Here is a 15,844-nt window from a genome sequence, read left to right as displayed (position 1 = left end):
GGAGGGCCCCGTGCCTTCATCTGTCATGCCCACATCCAGTCGACCGAACGAGCACGACCCGGACCTCGCGGTCTTCGCCACCGGACTGCGTAAGTCCTACGGCGACAAGCTGGTCCTCGACGGAGTCGACCTGCGCATCCCGACCGGCTCGGTCTTCGCACTGCTCGGCCCCAACGGCGCCGGCAAGACGACCGTCGTCAAGATCCTCTCCACGCTCATCTCACCCGACCCCGCGTCCGGCGGGATCCGCGTCGGCGGCCACGACCTGGCCGCCGAACCGCAGGCGGTACGCGCCGCGATCGGCGTCACCGGGCAGTTCTCCGCCGTCGACGGGCTGATCACCGGCGAGGAGAACATGCTCCTCATGGCCGACCTGCACCACCTCTCCAGACGAGAGGGGCGGCGCGTCACCGCCGAACTGCTGGAGCGCTTCGACCTCGTGGAGGCCGCGAGGAAGCCGGCCTCCACCTACTCCGGCGGCATGAAGCGCCGCCTCGACATCGCCATGACGCTCGTCGGCGCACCCCGGATCATCTTCCTCGACGAGCCGACCACCGGCCTCGACCCGCGCTCCCGCCACAACATGTGGCAGATCATCCGGGAGCTGGTCACCGACGGCGTCACCGTCTTCCTCACCACGCAGTACCTGGAGGAGGCCGACGAACTCGCCGACCGTATCGCGGTGTTGAACGACGGGAGAATCGCCGCCGAGGGCAGCGCCGACGAACTCAAACGGCTGGTCCGCGGCGGGCACGTCCGCCTCCGCTTCACCGACCCCGCCGCCTACCGCCTCGCCGCGGACGCCCTGCGCGAGGCCACCGGAGACGACACCCACCTCACCCTCCACATCCCCAGCGACGGCGGCCAGCGCGAGCTGCGCTCGATCCTCGACTGGCTCGACTCCCTCGACGTCGAGGCGGACGAGCTGAGCGTGCACACCCCCGACCTCGACGACGTGTTCTTCGCCCTGACCGGCGGCACCGCCGTCCCCGACACCTCCGAGGAGACCGTCCGATGAGCACCCTCACCCTGGCCGCGCGCGACTCGTCCACGATGCTGCGGCGCAACCTGCTGCACGCGCGGCGCTACCCGTCCATGACGCTGAACCTGCTGCTCACCCCGGTGATGATGCTGCTGCTCTTCGTCTACGTCTTCGGAGACGTGATGAGCGCGGGCATCGGCGGTGGCGGCGCGGACCGCTCCGCGTACCTCGCCTACATCGTCCCCGGCATCCTGCTGATGACCATCGGCGGCACGGTCGTCGGCACGGCCGTGTCCGTCTCCAACGACATGACCGAGGGCATCATCGCCCGCTTCCGCACGATGGCGATCCACCGCGGTTCGGTCCTCGTCGGGCACGTCGTCGGCAGCGTGCTCCAGTCGGTGCTGAGCGTGGTGCTCGTGGGCGCCGTCGGCGTCGCCATCGGCTTCCGCACCTCGGGGGCCGGGGCGCTGGAGTGGCTGGCGGCGTTCGGCCTGATCGTGCTCTTCGCCACAGCGCTCACCTGGATAGCCGTCGGCATGGGCCTGATCAGTCCGAACGCGGAGGCAGCCAGCAACAACACGCTGCCGATGATCCTGCTGCCGCTGCTGTCCAGCGCGTTTGTCCCGGTCGACGCGATGCCGGGCTGGTTCCAGCCGGTCGCCGAGTACCAGCCGTTCACCCCGGCCATCGAGACCCTGCGCGGGCTGCTGCTCGGCACCGAGATCGGCCACAACGGGTGGCTCGCCGTCGCCTGGAGCGTCGGCCTGACCGTGCTCGGCTACCTCTGGGCCACGTCGAGGTTCGACCGCGACCCGGCGTGAGGCGGCGGGGGCGTGGCGGAGGAAGTGGCGGGAGACGTGGCGGAGGGCGGAACGCGGACGCCGGATAGCGCCTCGGGCGGTGCGCTCCGAGAGGGAGCGCACCGCCCGAGGGCGAGGATCACGGCGCCGAGAGCCGGAGCCGGGTCAGGCGCCGAGCAGCTTGCGGACCCGGTCGGCGCCCACCGCGAGCAGCAGTGTCGGGAGGCGGGGACCTGTGTCGCGGCTGACCAGGAGCCGGTACAGCAGGGCGAAGAACTCCCGCTGGGCGACCTTCAGTTCGGGCGTCGGCTTGGCCTCGGGCGTCAGCCCGGCCTGCACCTTCGGCACCCCGTAGACCAGCGTCGTCAGGCCGTCCAGCGACCAGTGCTCGTCGAGGCCGTCCAGCAGCAGCCGCAGCGCCTCGCGCTGGTGGTCCTCCAGGGAGGCCAGCAGTTCGGCGTCGGGCTCCTCGCGGACCCGGGTGCGCTGGTCCTCGGGCACCTGGGTGCTGATCCAGCGCTCGGCGCGGTCCAGGCGGGGCCGGGTGACGTCCAGGTTCTCGACCGGGTTGGCCGGGTCCAGCTCGCCGAGGATGCGCAGGATCTGGTCCTCGGCGCCCTGCGTGACGTCGGCCACGGACGCCAGCGTGCGGTAGGGCAGCGGGCGCGGGGTGACCGGCAGAGCACCGGTCGCGGTGCGCACCGACCGGGCGTGGGCGGCGACGTCCGCCGGCTGCGCGGTGCCCTCGTCGATCCGCTTCACCAGCGCGTCCCACTCGTCGTAGGTGCGCTGGATCTCCTGGTCGAAGGCGACCTTGAAGGACTGGTTGGGCCGGCGGCGGGCGTACAGCCAGCGCAGCAGCGGCGCCTCCATGATCTCCAGCGCGTCGGAGGGGATCGGCACGCCGCCCTTGGAGCTGGACATCTTCGCCATGCCGCTGATCCCGACGAACGCGTACATCGGGCCGATGGGCTGCTCGCCGCCGAAGACCTCGCGGACGATCTGCCCGCCGACGACAAACGAGGAGCCGGGCGAGGAGTGGTCGACGCCGGAGGGCTCGAAGACCACACCCTCGTAGGCCCAGCGCATCGGCCAGTCGACCTTCCACACCAGCTTGCCGCGGTCGAACTCGTTCAGCAGCACCGTCTCGCGGTGGCCGCAGCGGCACTCGTAGGCCATCTCGGTCGTGGTGTCGTCGTAGGACGTGACCGTGGTGAAGTCGGTGCCGCAGGCGCCGCAGTACGGCTTGTACGGGTAGTAGCCGGCGCCGGAGCTGCCGTCGTCCTCGGAGGCCGCGCCGGAGCCCTCGGCGGCCGCCAGCTCCGCCTCGTCGACGGGCTTCTGGTTCTTCTTGGCGCCGTTCTTGCCCTTGGTGCGGTAGCGGTCGAGCACGGCGTCGATCGTGTCGCGCTCGCGCATCGCCAGCAGGATCTGCTCGCGGTAGGCGCCGGAGGTGTACATCTGCGTCTGGCTGATGCCGCGGAACTCCACGCCCAGCTCGCGCAGCGCGTCGACCATGGCGGCCTTGAAGTGCTCGGCCCAGTTCGGGTGCTCGCTGCCGGGCGGCGCGGGCACGGCCGTCAGGGGCTTGCCGATGTGCTGCTCCCACGACGGGTCGATGCCGGCGGGGACCTTGCGGTACCGGTCGTAGTCGTCCCAGGAGATGATGTGCTCGCAGGCGTGGCCGCGCCGGCGGATCTCGTCGGCGACCAGGTGGGGGGTCATGACCTCGCGCAGATTGCCGAGGTGGATGGGACCCGACGGGCTGAGCCCGGAGGCGCAGACGATGGGTTTGCCGGGCGCGCGACGCTCCGCCTCGGCGATGACCTCGTCCGCGAATCGGGAGACCCAGTCGGCCTCGGGGGTGGTCTGAGCCACGTCCGGTACTTCCTTCTCGCTCTGCGCTCGTACGGCTGACGCCCCCATTCTCCCATCCTGAGCAAGCGTGCTGTCACATGGAATACTGGCGTGATCCCACGCCACCTGACGGACTTCGACGGAACGGCTACGACTCATGGCATCGGTCCCCTCACTCGCCGCAACGGTCAACCAGCGCGTCGCGGACGCCCTCTCGGCAGCCCTGCCGGAGGCCGCCGGCGCGGACCCGTTGCTGCGACGAAGCGACCGGGCCGACTTCCAGGCCAACGGCATGCTCGCCCTGGCCAAGAAGCTGAAGGGCAACCCGCGTGAGCTGGCCGGCCAGGTCGTGGAGCGGCTGAACGGGCTGGACGCGGAGATCGCCGAGATCGAGGTCTCGGGTCCCGGCTTCCTCAACATCACGGTGACCGACGCGGCGATCATGCGGACGCTGACCGCCCGTGCCGCCGACGACCGCCTCGGCGTGCCGCTCGCCGAGCAGCCGGGCACGACGGTGATCGACTACTCGCAGCCGAACGTCGCCAAGGAGATGCACGTCGGCCACCTGCGTTCGACGGTGATCGGCGACGCGGTCATGCGCATCCTGGAGCACCGGGGCGAGAACGTGGTCCGCCGCCACCACATCGGCGACTGGGGCACCCAGTTCGGCATGCTCATCCAGTACCTGATCGAGCACCCGCACGAGCTGGACCACAAGTCGGACGGCCAGGACAGCCAGGGCGGCGAGGGCAGTGAGAGCGGCGAGGCCGCCATGTCCCGGCTGAACCGGCTCTACAAGGCGTCCCGCGCGCTCTTCGACTCCGACGAGGAGTTCAAGACCCGCGCCCGCGACCGCGTCGTGCAGCTCCAGGGCGGCGACAAGGAGACCCTGGACCTCTGGCACAAGATCGTCGACGAGTCGAAGATCTACTTCCAGGCGGTCTACGACAAGCTCGACGTGGAGATCAGGGACGAGGACGTCGTCGGCGAGAGCGCCTACAACGACAGCCTCCAGCAGGTCGTCGCCGACCTGGAGTCCTCCGGCGTCGCCGTCCGCTCCGACGGCGCGCTGTGCGTCTTCTTCGACGACGTGAAGGGCCCGGACGGCAACCCGACGCCGCTGATCGTGCAGAAGTCCAACGGCGGCTTCGGCTACGCCGCCACGGACCTGGCCGCCATCCGCGACCGGGTCGGCAACCTGCACGCCGACACCCTGCTGTACGTCGTGGACGCCCGGCAGGCGCTGCACTTCAAGATGGTCTTCGAGACGGCCCGCCGCGCCGGGTGGCTGCCGGAGGGCGCGGCCCGCCAGCTCGCGTTCGGCACGGTCCTCGGCAAGGACGGCAAGCCGTTCAAGACCCGCGAGGGCGAGACGGTCCGGCTCGTCGACCTGCTCGACGAGGCCGTCCAGCGCGCCGAGACCGTCGTCCGGGAGAAGGCCCGCGACCTCACCGACGAGGAGATCAACGAGCGCGCCGCGCAGGTCGGCATCGGCGCGGTGAAGTACGCGGACCTGTCCACGTCGATGTCCCGCGACTACGTCTTCGACCTGGACCGCATGGTCTCGCTCAACGGCGACACCAGCGTCTACCTCCAGTACGCGTACGCCCGCATCCAGTCGATCCTGCGCAAGGCCGCCGAGCGGGGCCTCACTCCAGTCGCCCAGGAGGAGCCGGCGCTGGCCCCGGCGGAACGCGCTCTCGGGCTGCACCTGGACGAGTTCTCCCAGACGCTGGAGGCCGTCGCCGAGACCTACGAGCCGCACAAGCTCGCCGCGTACCTCTACGGCCTCGCGACGCACTTCACCGGCTTCTACGAGCAGTGCCCGGTGCTGCGCGCGGAGGACGCCCGCACCGTCGGCAACCGGCTCTTCCTGTGCGAGCTGACCGCGCGGACGCTGCGCGAGGGCATGGCCCTGCTGGGCATCCGCACCCCCGACCGCCTCTGACACACCCACCCGTCCGGTCTAGGGGTGGGGCCTGCCACACCCCTAGGGGTGGTGCCTGAACCACCCCGGAACCGGGGGCAATTCGGATGCCGAAGGGAACATCGACTCCGTAACGTCTGAGGCATGTTCAGGTTGAGGGGGACAACTCTGGCGGCGCGGACCGTGCTCAGCCGGCTCCGCGCCCAACGGGCCGCGCGCGGCGTGGCACTGGCGGCGGTCGCGACCGCGCTGACCGCCGCCGCGCTCGCCACCGCCGACGACGCCCGCGGCGACGACCCGGACCGCACGGTCGTCCGCACCGACCAGGGCGCCGTACGCGGGGCGGTCGGCGAGCGGGCCCGCGTGTTCCAGGGCATCCCGTACGCCGCGCCGCCGGTCGGCGACCGACGCTGGCGCCCGCCCGAGCCGGCTCCCGGCTGGGACGGCACCCGGGACGCGAGGAAGCCGGGACCGCGCTGCCCGCGGCCGCTGGACGGGCGCGTGGTGGGCGACGAGGACTGCCTGTACCTGAACGTCACCACGCCGCCGCACGTCACCGTCGGCGCGGACAAGCCGGTGGTGGTGTGGCTGCACGGCGGCGAGCCCCCGCACCGTGGCCGGCCCCCGCACCGCGCCGGCGACCCGGTGGAAGCGACCGGCCTCGCGGAACGGGAGGACGCCGTGGTGGTGACGGTGCACCACCGCCTCGGAGCGTTCGGCCACCTCGCGCACCCGGCGTTCGGCGACTCCGGGAACTTCGCACTCGCCGACCAGCAGGCCGCCCTGCACTGGGTGAAGCGGAACGCACGCGCCTTCGGCGGTGATCCCGACCGGATGACGCTGACAGGCGCAAGGTCCGCCCGGGCAAGCATCTGCGCACAGCTCCGATCCCCCGACGCGGCACACCTCTTCGACCACACCGAGGTCCCCGGCGGGGCGTGCAGCGCCGGCGAGCGGCGTCGGGAGCTGCCGCGGGCGCTCCGCGAGGGGCGGGAGTTCGCGGCGCGGGCCGGCTGCGTGGAGCGCGACACCGGCCGGGCGGCCGCCTGCCTGAGGCGGCTGTCGACGGCCGCCGTCGCCGCCGCCTCCGGGCCGGACGAGCGGTACGGGCCGGTCTACGGCACCCGTCCGCTCCCCGCGTCAGCCACGGGTGGCGACGGGCCGCCGGGCGGCGCGGTCAGCCCAGGCTGATGTGGTAGACCTTGCGCAGCGTCTCGTGGACGGTCCAGGTGGTGCGGTCGCCGGCGCGCAGCACGCAGGCGTCGCCCGGTCCGACCTCCAGCACCGGCCCGCCCTCGAAGGCGATGGTGGCCCGCCCGCTCAGCACGGTGAAGATCTCGTCCGCCTCGGTGTCGGTGACCACCCCGGGGGTGATCTGCCAGATGCCCCTCGACTGGGTGCCGTCCGCCGACTCCCAGAGCACCCGGCCGGTGACCACGGGCTCGCCGGAGACGATCTGCGCGGCGTCCAGGGGTTCCGGGACGAGTTCGGCGTCGGGCACGTGCACCACGAAGGGAGCCCCGGACGTCCGTTCGATGCTGTCGCTCATGCGCGGATGCTACGCCCCGGGGCCCGCCCCTTCCGGGAGCGGGCCCGGGCTTTGCGCCGCCCGGGTTCAGCGGCGCAGAAGGCGCGCCGCCTCCAGTGCCCAGTAGGTGAGGACGAGCCCCGCGCCCGCGCGGCGGAACGACGTGAGCGTCTCCAGGATCACCCGCTCGCGGTCGATCCAGCCCTTCTCCGCCGCCGCCTCGACCATCGCGTACTCGCCGGAGACCTGGTAGACGCCGACGGGTACGTCGACCCGTTCGGCGAAGACGCGCAGGACGTCGAGGTAGGGCAGGCCGGGCTTGACCATGACCATGTCGGCGCCTTCGGCGAGGTCGAGTTCCAGCTCCCGCAGGGACTCGCGGAGGTTGGCGGGGTCCTGCTGGTAGGTGTTGCGGTCGCCTTCGAGCGAGGAGGCGACCGCTTCGCGGAAGGGGCCGTAGAAGGCGGAGGCGTACTTCGCGGTGTAGGCGAAGAGCGACACGTCTTCGTGGCCCGCGCGGTCCAACGCTTCGCGCACGTACCCGATCTGACCGTCCATCATGCCGCTGGGGCCCAGGGTGTGGGCTCCGGCGTCGGCCTGGACGAGTGCCATCTCGGCGTACCGCTCCAGCGTCGCGTCGTTGTCGACGCGGCCGCGGTCGTCGAGGACGCCGCAGTGGCCGTGGTCGGTGTACTCGTCGAGGCACAGGTCCGACATGAGGACGAGCGCGTCGCCGACTTCGGCGCGGACGTCGCGCAGCGCGACCTGGAGGATGCCGTCGGGGTCGGTGCCCTGGGATCCGGCGGCGTCCTTGTGCAGCGGGACGCCGAACAGCATCAGCCCGCCGAGGCCGGCTTCGGCGGCCTCGGCGGCGGTCCTGCGCAGGGTGTCGCGGGTGTGCTGGACGACGCCCGGCATGGAGGACACCGGCACCGGCTCGCTGATGCCTTCCCGTACGAAGGCGGGAAGGACCAGGTCGGCCGGGTGGAGCCGGTGTTCGGCGACCATCCGGCGCATCGCCGGGGTGGTGCGCAGCCGCCTGGGGCGAGCTGCCGGATAGCTGCCGTAACTGGTCACGTACGTGCCCTCCTCCTGGTCGGCCGCTTCTCGCTGGGCCGCTTGACCGGTTCACCCGCCTCGATGGCCGCCGCGCGGCGCTCGGCGCCGAACTCGGCGAGCGCCGCGGCGAGTTTGTGCACCGACGGCTCCGGAGAGAGTACGTCGACACGCAGCCCGTGTTCTTCGGCGGTCTTGGCGGTGGCGGGGCCGATGCAGGCGATGACGGTGACGTTGTGCGGCTTGCCGGCGATGCCGACGAGGTTGCGCACGGTGCTGGAGGACGTGAACAGCACGGCGTCGAAGCCGCCGCCCTTGATCATCTCGCGGGTCTCGGCCGGCGGCGGCGAGGCGCGCACGGTCCGGTAGGCGGTGACGTCGTCGACCTCCCAGCCGAGCTCGATGAGGCCGGCGACCAGGGTTTCGGTGGCGATGTCGGCGCGCGGCAGGAAGACGCGGTCGATCGGGTCGAACACCGGGTCGTAGGGCGGCCAGTCCTCCAGCAGGCCGGCGGCGGACTGCTCGCCGCTGGGGACGAGGTCGGGCTTGACGCCGAACTCGACGAGCGACTTGGCGGTCTGCTCGCCGACGGCGGCGACCTTGATGCCGGCGAACGCCCGGGCGTCGAGGCCGTACTCCTCGAACTTCTCGCGGACGGCCTTGACGGCGTTGACGGAGGTGAAGGCGATCCACTCGTAGCGGCCGGTGACCAGGCCCTTGACCGCGCGTTCCATCTGCTGCGGGGTGCGCGGGGGTTCGACGGCGATCGTCGGGACCTCGGCCGGCACGGCGCCGTAGGAGCGGAGCTGCTCGGAGAGCGAGGCGGCCTGTTCCTTGGTGCGGGGCACCAGGACGTTCCAGCCGAACAGCGGCTTGGACTCGAACCAGGCGAGCTGGTCGCGCTGGGCGGCCGCGCTGCGCTCCCCGACGACCGCTATCGCGGGCTGTGAACCGTCGGCCGCGGGCAGCACCTTGGCCTGCTTGAAGGTCTGCGCGATGGTGCCGAGGGTGGCGGTCCAGGTGCGCTGCCGGGTGGTGGTGCCGGCGACGGTGACGGTGAGCGGGGTGTCGGGCTTGCGGCCCGCGGCGACGAGTTCGCCGGCGGCCGCGGTGACGGTCTCCAGGGTGGCGGAGACGACCACGGTGGCGTCGCTGGCGCCTACCTCGGTCCAACATCTCGCGTCGGCGGTGCGGTGGTCGATGAACCGCACGTCGGTGCCCTGCGCGTCGCGCAGCGGGACGCCGGCGTAGGCGGGCACGCCGACGGCGGTGGCGACGCCGGGCACGACCTCGAAGATGATGCCCTCGGAGGCGCAGTCCAGCATCTCCTTGCCGGCGCCCGCGTCGAGGCCCGGGTCGCCGAGCACCGCACGTACCACCCGCTTGCCGTTGCGTGCGGCCCTCATGACAAGATCTGACGCACCGCTTGTTGTGGCGGATGTCTCGTCGGCCACGGCCTGTAGTGGTGTGTCCACCCCTGCCCGCGTGTGGGCCCGGACGACGTCGTAGACCTCGGGGTCGGCGACGAGCACGTCGGCCCGCGCGAGGGCTTCGACCGCGCGCAGTGTCAGCAGTCCCGGGTCTCCCGGCCCGGCACCGAGGAAGGTGACGTGTCCGTTCGCACCGTAGAAGTGCCGGTGTGCGGCCGGTGCCGCCCCGGCGGCCGGCGTGAGCGGGTTGTGGGCGGTTGTGGGGCTCATCGTGCGCGCTCCCCCATAAGACCGGCCGCACCCTTGGCGAGCATCGCGTCGGCGAGGTCACGGCCCAGCTGCTGGGACTGGGCCGTCGCGTCGTCGGCGGACGCCGGTACGGGACCGGTGGTGGACAGCTGCACCAGCGTGGTGCCGTCGGTGGTGCCGACGACGCCGCGCAGGCGCATTTCGGTGACGGCCTGCTCGTTAGTCCGCAGGTCGGCGAGCGCGCCGACGGGCGCGCTGCAACCGGCCTCCAGGGCCGCGAGCAGGGTTCGCTCGGCCGTGACGGCGATCCGGGTGTCCCGGTCGTCGAGCTGGGCGAGCTGGGCGGCGAGCGCGGTGCTTGTCGCGGCGCACTCGACCGCCAGTGCCCCCTGGCCGGGGGCGGGCAGGATCTCGTGGGGGTCGAGGAGTTCGGTCGCCTCGTCGATCCGTCCGACGCGGGTGAGTCCCGCGGCGGCCAGTATCACGGCGTCCAGTTCCCCGGAGCGTACGTATCCGATGCGGGTGTCGACGTTGCCGCGGATCGGCACGACCTCGATGCGCCGGCCGAGCGAGCCGGCCCAGGCGTTGAGCTGTGCCTGGCGGCGCGGCGAGCCGGTGCCGACGCGTGCGCCGTCGGGCAGTTCGGCGAAGGTGAGGCCGTCGCGGGCGACCAGCGCGTCGCGCGGGTCGACGCGGGCCGGCACGGCGGCGATGACCAGGTCGTCGGGCTGCGCGGTGGGCAGGTCCTTCAGGGAGTGCACGGCGAAGTCGATCTCGCCGTCGAGCAGCGCGTCGCGCAGCGCGGACACGAAGACGCCGGTGCCGCCGATCTGCGCGAGGTGTTCCCGCGAGACGTCGCCGTACGTCGTGATCTCGACGAGTTCGACGTCCCGGCCGGTGACCTCGCTGACCCGTTCGGCCACCTGCCCGGACTGCGCCATGGCCAGCGCGCTGCGCCGGGTGCCCAGCCGCAGCGGGCGGTCGGCTCCGGTGCCGGTGGTGGCGGTTGACTCACTCACGGCCGCTCCTGTTCGGTTCGCTGACGGCCGCGACCGTCTGGGGATCGAGGTCGAAGAGTTCCCGCAGCGCGTCGGCGTAGCCGGCGCCGCCGGGCTCTCCGGCGAGCTGCTTGACCCTCACGGTGGGGGCGTGCAGCAGTTTGTCGACGACGCGCCGCACGGTCTGGGTGATCTCCGCGCGCTGCCGTTCGTCGAGGTCGGGCAGCCGGCCGTCGAGCCGGGCCATCTCGGTGGTGACGACCTGGGAGGCCATGGCGCGCAGGGCGATCACGGTCGGGGTGATGGTCGCGGCGCGCTGGGCGGCGCCGAACGCGGCGACCTCCTCGCCGACGATGCCGCGCACGGCGTCGACGTCGGCGGACATGGGGGCGTCGGCGGCGGCCTCGGCGAGCGACTCGATGTCGACGAGGTGGGCGCCGGACACGCGGTGCGCGGCGGCGTCGACGTCGCGCGGCATGGCCAGGTCGAGCAGGGCCAGCGGGCGGTCGTCGGCGCGGGCGGCCACGGCGGCCTCCACGGCGACACCGGTGAGGACAAGACCGGTGGCACCGGTGCAGGAGACGACCACGTCGGCGGCGGCGAGTTCGTCGCTGACGGCGGTCATCGGCACGGCGCGGGTGTCCAGCGCGGCGGGGTCGTGGCCGCCGACCGCGGCGTAGTCGCCGAGGGAGTCGGCGAGCCGGCGGGCGCGGTCCAGCGTCCTGTTGGCGATCACCAGTTCGGTGACACCGGACCGGGCGAGGGTCGCCGCGGCGAGCGAGGACATGGAGCCGGCGCCGATGACGAGGGCGCGCTTGCCGGTGGCCCAGTCGACGATCTCGGTTCCGTCGGCGAGCTGTTCCAGACCGAAGGTGACCAGGGACTGGCCGGCCTTGTCGATGCCGGTCTCGCTGTGCGCCCGCTTGCCGACCCGCAGCGCCTGCTGGAACAGGTCGTTCAGCAGCCGCCCGGCGGTGTGCTCGTTCTGGGCGAGCGCGAGGGCGTCCTTGATCTGGCCGAGGATCTGCCCCTCGCCGACGACCATCGAGTCGAGGCCGCAGGCCACCGAGAAGAGGTGGTGGACGGCCCGGTCCTCGTAGTGGACGTACAGGTAGGGGGTCAGCTCCTCCAGGCCGACCTCGGCGTGCCGGGCCAGCAGGGTGGACAGCTCGGCGACACCGGCGTGGAACTTGTCGACGTCCGCGTACAGCTCGATGCGGTTGCAGGTGGAGAGCACCGCGGCCTCGGTGGCCGGCTCCGCGCCGAGCACGTCCTGGAGCAGGACGCCGCGGCTCTCGGGGGCGAGGGCGGCACGTTCCAGCACGCTGACGGGCGCGCTGCGGTGGCTCAGTCCGACGACGAGCAGGCTCATGCCGGCATCACGGCGGGGAGGTCCCCGTCATTTCCCGGCTCGTCGCCGCGGCGGTCAGTCGCGGCGGGCGCGGCGGACGCGGTGCGCTTGGTGACGGACGCGGCGGGCGGCGCGACCGGGGAACCGGTGACCCCGCCGCCGGCGTCCTCACCGATGTCGGTGCCCGGCACGGCCCGCCCGTCGTCGGGGAGTTCGCCGGACTTGCGCTGCTCGTGGAAGGCGAGGATCTGGAGTTCGATGGAGAGGTCGACCTTGCGCACGTCCACGCCCTCGGGCACGGACAGCACGGTCGGCGCGAAGTTGAGGATGGAGGTCACACCGGCGGCCACCAGGCGGTCGGCCACGGGCTGCGCGGAGGCGGCCGGGGTGGCGATGACGCCGATGGAGACGCCGTTCTCCTCGATGACCCGCTCCAGCTCGTCGCTGTGCTGGACGGCGATGCCGGCGACCGGCTTGCCGGCCATGGCCGGGTCGGCGTCGATCAGCGCGGCGACGCGGAAGCCGCGGGAGGCGAACCCGCCGTAGTTGGCGAGCGCGGCGCCGAGGTTACCGATACCGACGATCACAACCGGCCAGTCCTGGGTCAGACCGAGTTCGCGGGAGATCTGGTAGACGAGGTACTCGACGTCGTAGCCGACCCCGCGCGTCCCGTAGGAGCCGAGGTAGGAGAAGTCCTTGCGGAGCTTGGCCGAGTTCACCCCGGCCGCCGAGGCCAGCTCTTCCGAGGAGACCGTGGGGACCGAGCGCTCGGAGAGTGCCGTGAGGGCCCGCAGGTACAGCGGAAGTCGGGCGACGGTAGCGTCGGGGATCCCTCGGCTGCGGCTCGTCGCCGGTCGGTGGTTTCGGCCAGTTGCCACGGTGCTCCTGCCGTTTACGCGATGCGGTGAGCGACCGCGCGCACAGCGTGCCCCGGGACCGCCCCATCTCTCACAGGCTATGTCTTTGTGAACGCGTGCACAAAGATAGTGTCCGTTTTGCCCCTTGGAAGTGATGGGCGCCACACGCCACAGCAGGGACACCTGTCACACTCCTCACGCGGACGACCCCCCAGCGGCAAAACGTCCTCGATGGTAGTCCAGAAGCGGTCAGCCGCCCAACGCCTTGCGCAGCCGCCCGGGGTCCACCCGCCAGAAGTCGTGCTGCGCGCCGTCGACGAGGGTCACCGGGATCTGCTCCCAGTACAGGCGGTACAGCTCGGGGTCCTGGTTGATGTCCTTCTCCTCCCAGGCCGCCCCCGTCTCCTCGCACACCCGCCGGATGATCTCCCGGGCGTCGTCGCACAGATGGCATCCCGGCTTGCCGATGAGGGTCACAGTCTTCATACCGGCCATTGTGGCGCGCCGCGGGCACCCGGCCCGCATCCCGGCTTGGCTGCCCCGAACACCCGTCGTCACGTGGGCTTAACCGGAGGGCGCCGGTGAAGTGGCTATGCTCGCCGCATGGGTGCACTGGCGTGGCTCACACCTCGTAGGCGTTCGGCGACTCCGCGCAGCGTCCTGGCCGGTGAGGCCGCGGCCGAGGCGGCCCGCAAGGCCGAGCGGGAGGCCGGGCTGGAGGCCGAACGTGTCGCGAAGCGCCGGGGCGAGGGCGCGGCCGCCGGCGAAGAGGGACCGGAGGAGCCCGAGTTCCCGGTGGTCGGCGACACCAACGCGGCCGCCTTCTTCGACCTCGACAACACCGTCATGCAGGGCGCGTCGATCTTCCACTTCGGACGGGGCCTGTACAAGCGGAAGTTCTTCGACACTCGCGCGCTGGCCCGTTTCGCCTGGCAGCAGACGTACTTCCGACTCGTCGGCAGCGAGAACCCGGAGCACATGGCCGACGTCCGCGCGAGCGCGCTGTCCATCGTGGCCGGCCACCGGGTCTCCGAACTGATGGAGATCGGCGAGGAGATCTACGACGAGTACATGGCCAGCCGCATCTGGCCGGGCACCCGCGCGCTCGCCCAGGCGCACCTGGACGCCGGGCAGAAGGTCTGGCTGGTCACCGCCGCGCCGGTGGAGACCGCGACGATCATCGCCCGCCGGCTCGGGCTGACCGGCGCGCTCGGCACGGTCGCCGAGTCGGTCGACGGCGTGTACACCGGGCGGCTGGTCGGCGAGCCGCTGCACGGCCCGGCGAAGGCGGAGGCGGTGCGGGCGCTGGCCGAGGCGGAGGGTCTGGAACTGGCCCGCTGCGCCGCCTACAGCGACTCGGCGAACGACATTCCGATGCTGTCGCTCGTCGGGTATCCGTATGCGATCAATCCTGACAGCGCGCTGCGTGCGCACGCGCGTGAGAACGGCTGGCGGCTGCGGGACTACCGGACCGGCCGGAAGGCCGCGAAGGTGGGCATCCCGGCCGCGGCCGGGGTCGGCGCGCTGGCCGGTGGCGCGGCCGCGGCCGTCGCGCTGCAGCGTCGCCGCCGCTGACACGACGCCGCTCTGACCTGCGAGCTTCCTCCGCTTTCACGCGACTTCACCCGTTCCGCCGGACGTGACCGTTCCGTTCCCCCGCGACCTCGCACGCATCACGGACGACTACCCGCCCCCGCGCGCCGGCACTCGCGCCTCCGGCGACCCCAGCCCAACTCGCCGGGAAACGGACACATTCGGTCGACCAAACGATCAGAAACCGTCAGACATCTGATGGGCAATCGACCAGGATCTCATACGAGAGCAAAGCAATCCGCCGATTTCAGCAACCACGCGTAGTGCGCCCTGCACGAAGCGTTATTCTCCTCAGACGCAATCGGCACCCGTCCGCCCGTCCCGGGGCAACTCGTGCCGAACTGCCCATGATGGAAGCTCTGCCTCTGGGAGTCCCGTGTACCCACACGTCGGGGTTGACGCCTCGGGCCTGGCTACGTTGCGTTCAGCGGTCGCCCACCGGCTGCGCGCACTTGTCCCCGTCCCCACGGCGAACGCCGTCTCCGCACTCGCCGCCACCCTCTCGGCGAGCGCCGTCCCCGCCTTCGCGGCGGCGGCCCCTGTGGGCACCGCCTACGCGCTCGCCGACCGCGCCGCGAGCACCACCGCCACCAAGCCGACCGGCAGACGCGCCCGCACCGGCCGCGGCACCACCCGCCGGCCGGCCACGGACAGCGACAGCCGCCGGATGATGGACCTCGTCGAACGGGCCCAGGGCGGTGAGGCCGAGGCCTTCGGACAGCTCTACGACCAGTACTCCGACACCGTCTACCGGTACATCTACTACCGCGTGGGCGGCAAGGCCACCGCCGAGGACCTGACAAGCGAGACGTTCCTGCGCGCCCTCCGCCGCATCGGCACCTTCACCTGGCAGGGCAGGGACTTCGGCGCCTGGCTGGTCACCATCGCCCGCAACCTCGTCGCCGACCACTTCAAGTCCAGCCGCTTCCGGCTGGAGGTCACCACCGGCGAGATGCTCGACGCCAACGAGGTCGAACGCAGCCCGGAGGACTCCGTACTGGAGTCGCTGTCCAACGCCGCTCTGCTCGACGCGGTACGACGGCTCAACCCGCAGCAGCAGGAGTGCGTCACCCTGCGGTTCCTCCAGGGGCTGTCGGTCGCCGAGACCGCGCGGATCATGGGGAAGAACGAGGGGGCGATCAAGACCCTCCAGTACCGCGCGGTGCGCACCCTCGCCCGCCTCTTCCCCGAAGACGCCCGCTGAGCCCGCCAC

14 protein-coding genes are annotated in these 15,844 nt (G+C 72.0%); 6 read left to right on the top strand and 8 right to left on the bottom strand.

Annotation, left to right across the window (positions count from 1 at the left end; translation table 11 throughout):
• The first annotated feature begins 25 nt into the window (after positions 1 to 25).
• Together GL263_RS08300 and GL263_RS08295 are read left to right on the top strand one after the other, a co-directional pair.
• On the top strand, positions 26 to 1,018 hold the full coding sequence (locus GL263_RS08300; protein WP_182854946.1) for an ATP-binding cassette domain-containing protein: 993 nt from the start codon (positions 26 to 28) through the stop codon (positions 1,016 to 1,018).
• Positions 1,015 to 1,806: an ABC transporter permease gene (locus GL263_RS08295; protein ID WP_182854945.1), complete on the top strand. Its 792-nt coding sequence runs from the start codon at positions 1,015 to 1,017 to the stop codon at positions 1,804 to 1,806. Before GL263_RS08300 ends, GL263_RS08295 begins: the two co-directional genes overlap by 4 nt.
• A 144-nt stretch (positions 1,807 to 1,950) precedes the next feature.
• On the opposite strand, the gene lysS is transcribed toward GL263_RS08295, so the two are convergent.
• Positions 1,951 to 3,663 (bottom strand): lysine--tRNA ligase, encoded by a 1,713-nt coding sequence (gene lysS / locus GL263_RS08290; RefSeq protein WP_323379298.1) that lies wholly within the window; start codon positions 3,661 to 3,663, stop codon positions 1,951 to 1,953.
• 136 nt (positions 3,664 to 3,799) lie between these two features.
• Here lysS and argS point away from each other — a divergent pair, with 136 nt between their 5' ends.
• On the top strand, positions 3,800 to 5,590 hold the full coding sequence (argS, locus tag GL263_RS08285; RefSeq protein WP_182854943.1) for an arginine--tRNA ligase: 1,791 nt from the start codon (positions 3,800 to 3,802) through the stop codon (positions 5,588 to 5,590).
• 123 nt (positions 5,591 to 5,713) lie between these two features.
• Positions 5,714 to 6,760: a carboxylesterase family protein gene (locus GL263_RS08280; protein WP_182854942.1), complete on the top strand. Its 1,047-nt coding sequence runs from the start codon at positions 5,714 to 5,716 to the stop codon at positions 6,758 to 6,760.
• Here the strand turns inward: GL263_RS08280 and GL263_RS08275 are convergent.
• The 7 genes from GL263_RS08275 to GL263_RS08245 all read right to left on the bottom strand — a co-directional run bounded on the left by GL263_RS08275 (position 6,747) and on the right by GL263_RS08245 (position 13,524).
• Positions 6,747 to 7,118 (bottom strand): cupin domain-containing protein, encoded by a 372-nt coding sequence (locus GL263_RS08275; RefSeq protein ID WP_182854941.1) that lies wholly within the window; start codon positions 7,116 to 7,118, stop codon positions 6,747 to 6,749. The two genes, GL263_RS08280 and GL263_RS08275, sit on opposite strands and share 14 nt — an antisense overlap.
• A 66-nt stretch (positions 7,119 to 7,184) precedes the next feature.
• Entirely contained in the window at positions 7,185 to 8,174 is a 990-nt protein-coding gene (hemB, locus tag GL263_RS08270) for a porphobilinogen synthase (protein WP_182854940.1), read from the bottom strand.
• Positions 8,171 to 9,853: a bifunctional uroporphyrinogen-III C-methyltransferase/uroporphyrinogen-III synthase gene (locus GL263_RS08265; protein ID WP_182854939.1), complete on the bottom strand. Its 1,683-nt coding sequence runs from the start codon at positions 9,851 to 9,853 to the stop codon at positions 8,171 to 8,173. Before GL263_RS08265 ends, hemB begins: the two co-directional genes overlap by 4 nt.
• Complete coding sequence (hemC, locus tag GL263_RS08260) at positions 9,850 to 10,851, bottom strand: hydroxymethylbilane synthase (protein WP_182854938.1); 1,002 nt, start codon at positions 10,849 to 10,851, stop codon at positions 9,850 to 9,852. Before hemC ends, GL263_RS08265 begins: the two co-directional genes overlap by 4 nt.
• A complete protein-coding gene (locus GL263_RS08255; protein ID WP_182854937.1) occupies positions 10,844 to 12,202 on the bottom strand; it encodes a glutamyl-tRNA reductase in 1,359 nt (452 codons plus the stop codon). Before GL263_RS08255 ends, hemC begins: the two co-directional genes overlap by 8 nt.
• Positions 12,199 to 13,059 (bottom strand): redox-sensing transcriptional repressor Rex, encoded by an 861-nt coding sequence (locus GL263_RS08250; protein ID WP_182854936.1) that lies wholly within the window; start codon positions 13,057 to 13,059, stop codon positions 12,199 to 12,201. Before GL263_RS08250 ends, GL263_RS08255 begins: the two co-directional genes overlap by 4 nt.
• Before the next feature lie 228 nt (positions 13,060 to 13,287).
• A complete protein-coding gene (locus GL263_RS08245; RefSeq protein WP_182854935.1) occupies positions 13,288 to 13,524 on the bottom strand; it encodes a glutaredoxin family protein in 237 nt (78 codons plus the stop codon).
• Between the two features lie 117 nt (positions 13,525 to 13,641).
• On the opposite strand from GL263_RS08245, the gene GL263_RS08240 reads away from it, so the two are divergent.
• On the top strand, positions 13,642 to 14,613 hold the full coding sequence (locus GL263_RS08240; RefSeq protein ID WP_182854934.1) for an HAD family hydrolase: 972 nt from the start codon (positions 13,642 to 13,644) through the stop codon (positions 14,611 to 14,613).
• A gap of 394 nt (positions 14,614 to 15,007) precedes the next feature.
• On the top strand, positions 15,008 to 15,835 hold the full coding sequence (locus tag GL263_RS08235; protein WP_182854933.1) for an ECF subfamily RNA polymerase sigma factor, BldN family: 828 nt from the start codon (positions 15,008 to 15,010) through the stop codon (positions 15,833 to 15,835).
• Positions 15,836 to 15,844 lie beyond the last annotated feature (9 nt).

It is taken from the genome of Streptomyces durbertensis, assembly GCF_014156695.1.
Taxonomy (GTDB): Bacteria; Actinomycetota; Actinomycetes; order Streptomycetales; family Streptomycetaceae; genus Streptomyces; species Streptomyces durbertensis.
Note: the sequence above shows the minus strand (reverse complement) of the source record. Positions and strands in the feature narration are given on the sequence as shown.

Coding starts and splice junctions, on each gene's coding strand:
- GL263_RS08275 (WP_182854941.1), bottom strand. CDS start 7,118: ATGAGCGACAGCATCGAACGGACGTCCGGGGCTCCCTTCGTGGTGCAC.
- GL263_RS08240 (WP_182854934.1), top strand. CDS start 13,642: ATGGGTGCACTGGCGTGGCTCACACCTCGTAGGCGTTCGGCGACTCCG.
- GL263_RS08280 (WP_182854942.1), top strand. CDS start 5,714: ATGTTCAGGTTGAGGGGGACAACTCTGGCGGCGCGGACCGTGCTCAGC.
- GL263_RS08295 (WP_182854945.1), top strand. CDS start 1,015: ATGAGCACCCTCACCCTGGCCGCGCGCGACTCGTCCACGATGCTGCGG.
- argS (WP_182854943.1), top strand. CDS start 3,800: ATGGCATCGGTCCCCTCACTCGCCGCAACGGTCAACCAGCGCGTCGCG.
- GL263_RS08300 (WP_182854946.1), top strand. CDS start 26: ATGCCCACATCCAGTCGACCGAACGAGCACGACCCGGACCTCGCGGTC.
- GL263_RS08265 (WP_182854939.1), bottom strand. CDS start 9,853: ATGAGCCCCACAACCGCCCACAACCCGCTCACGCCGGCCGCCGGGGCG.
- GL263_RS08255 (WP_182854937.1), bottom strand. CDS start 12,202: ATGAGCCTGCTCGTCGTCGGACTGAGCCACCGCAGCGCGCCCGTCAGC.
- GL263_RS08245 (WP_182854935.1), bottom strand. CDS start 13,524: ATGAAGACTGTGACCCTCATCGGCAAGCCGGGATGCCATCTGTGCGAC.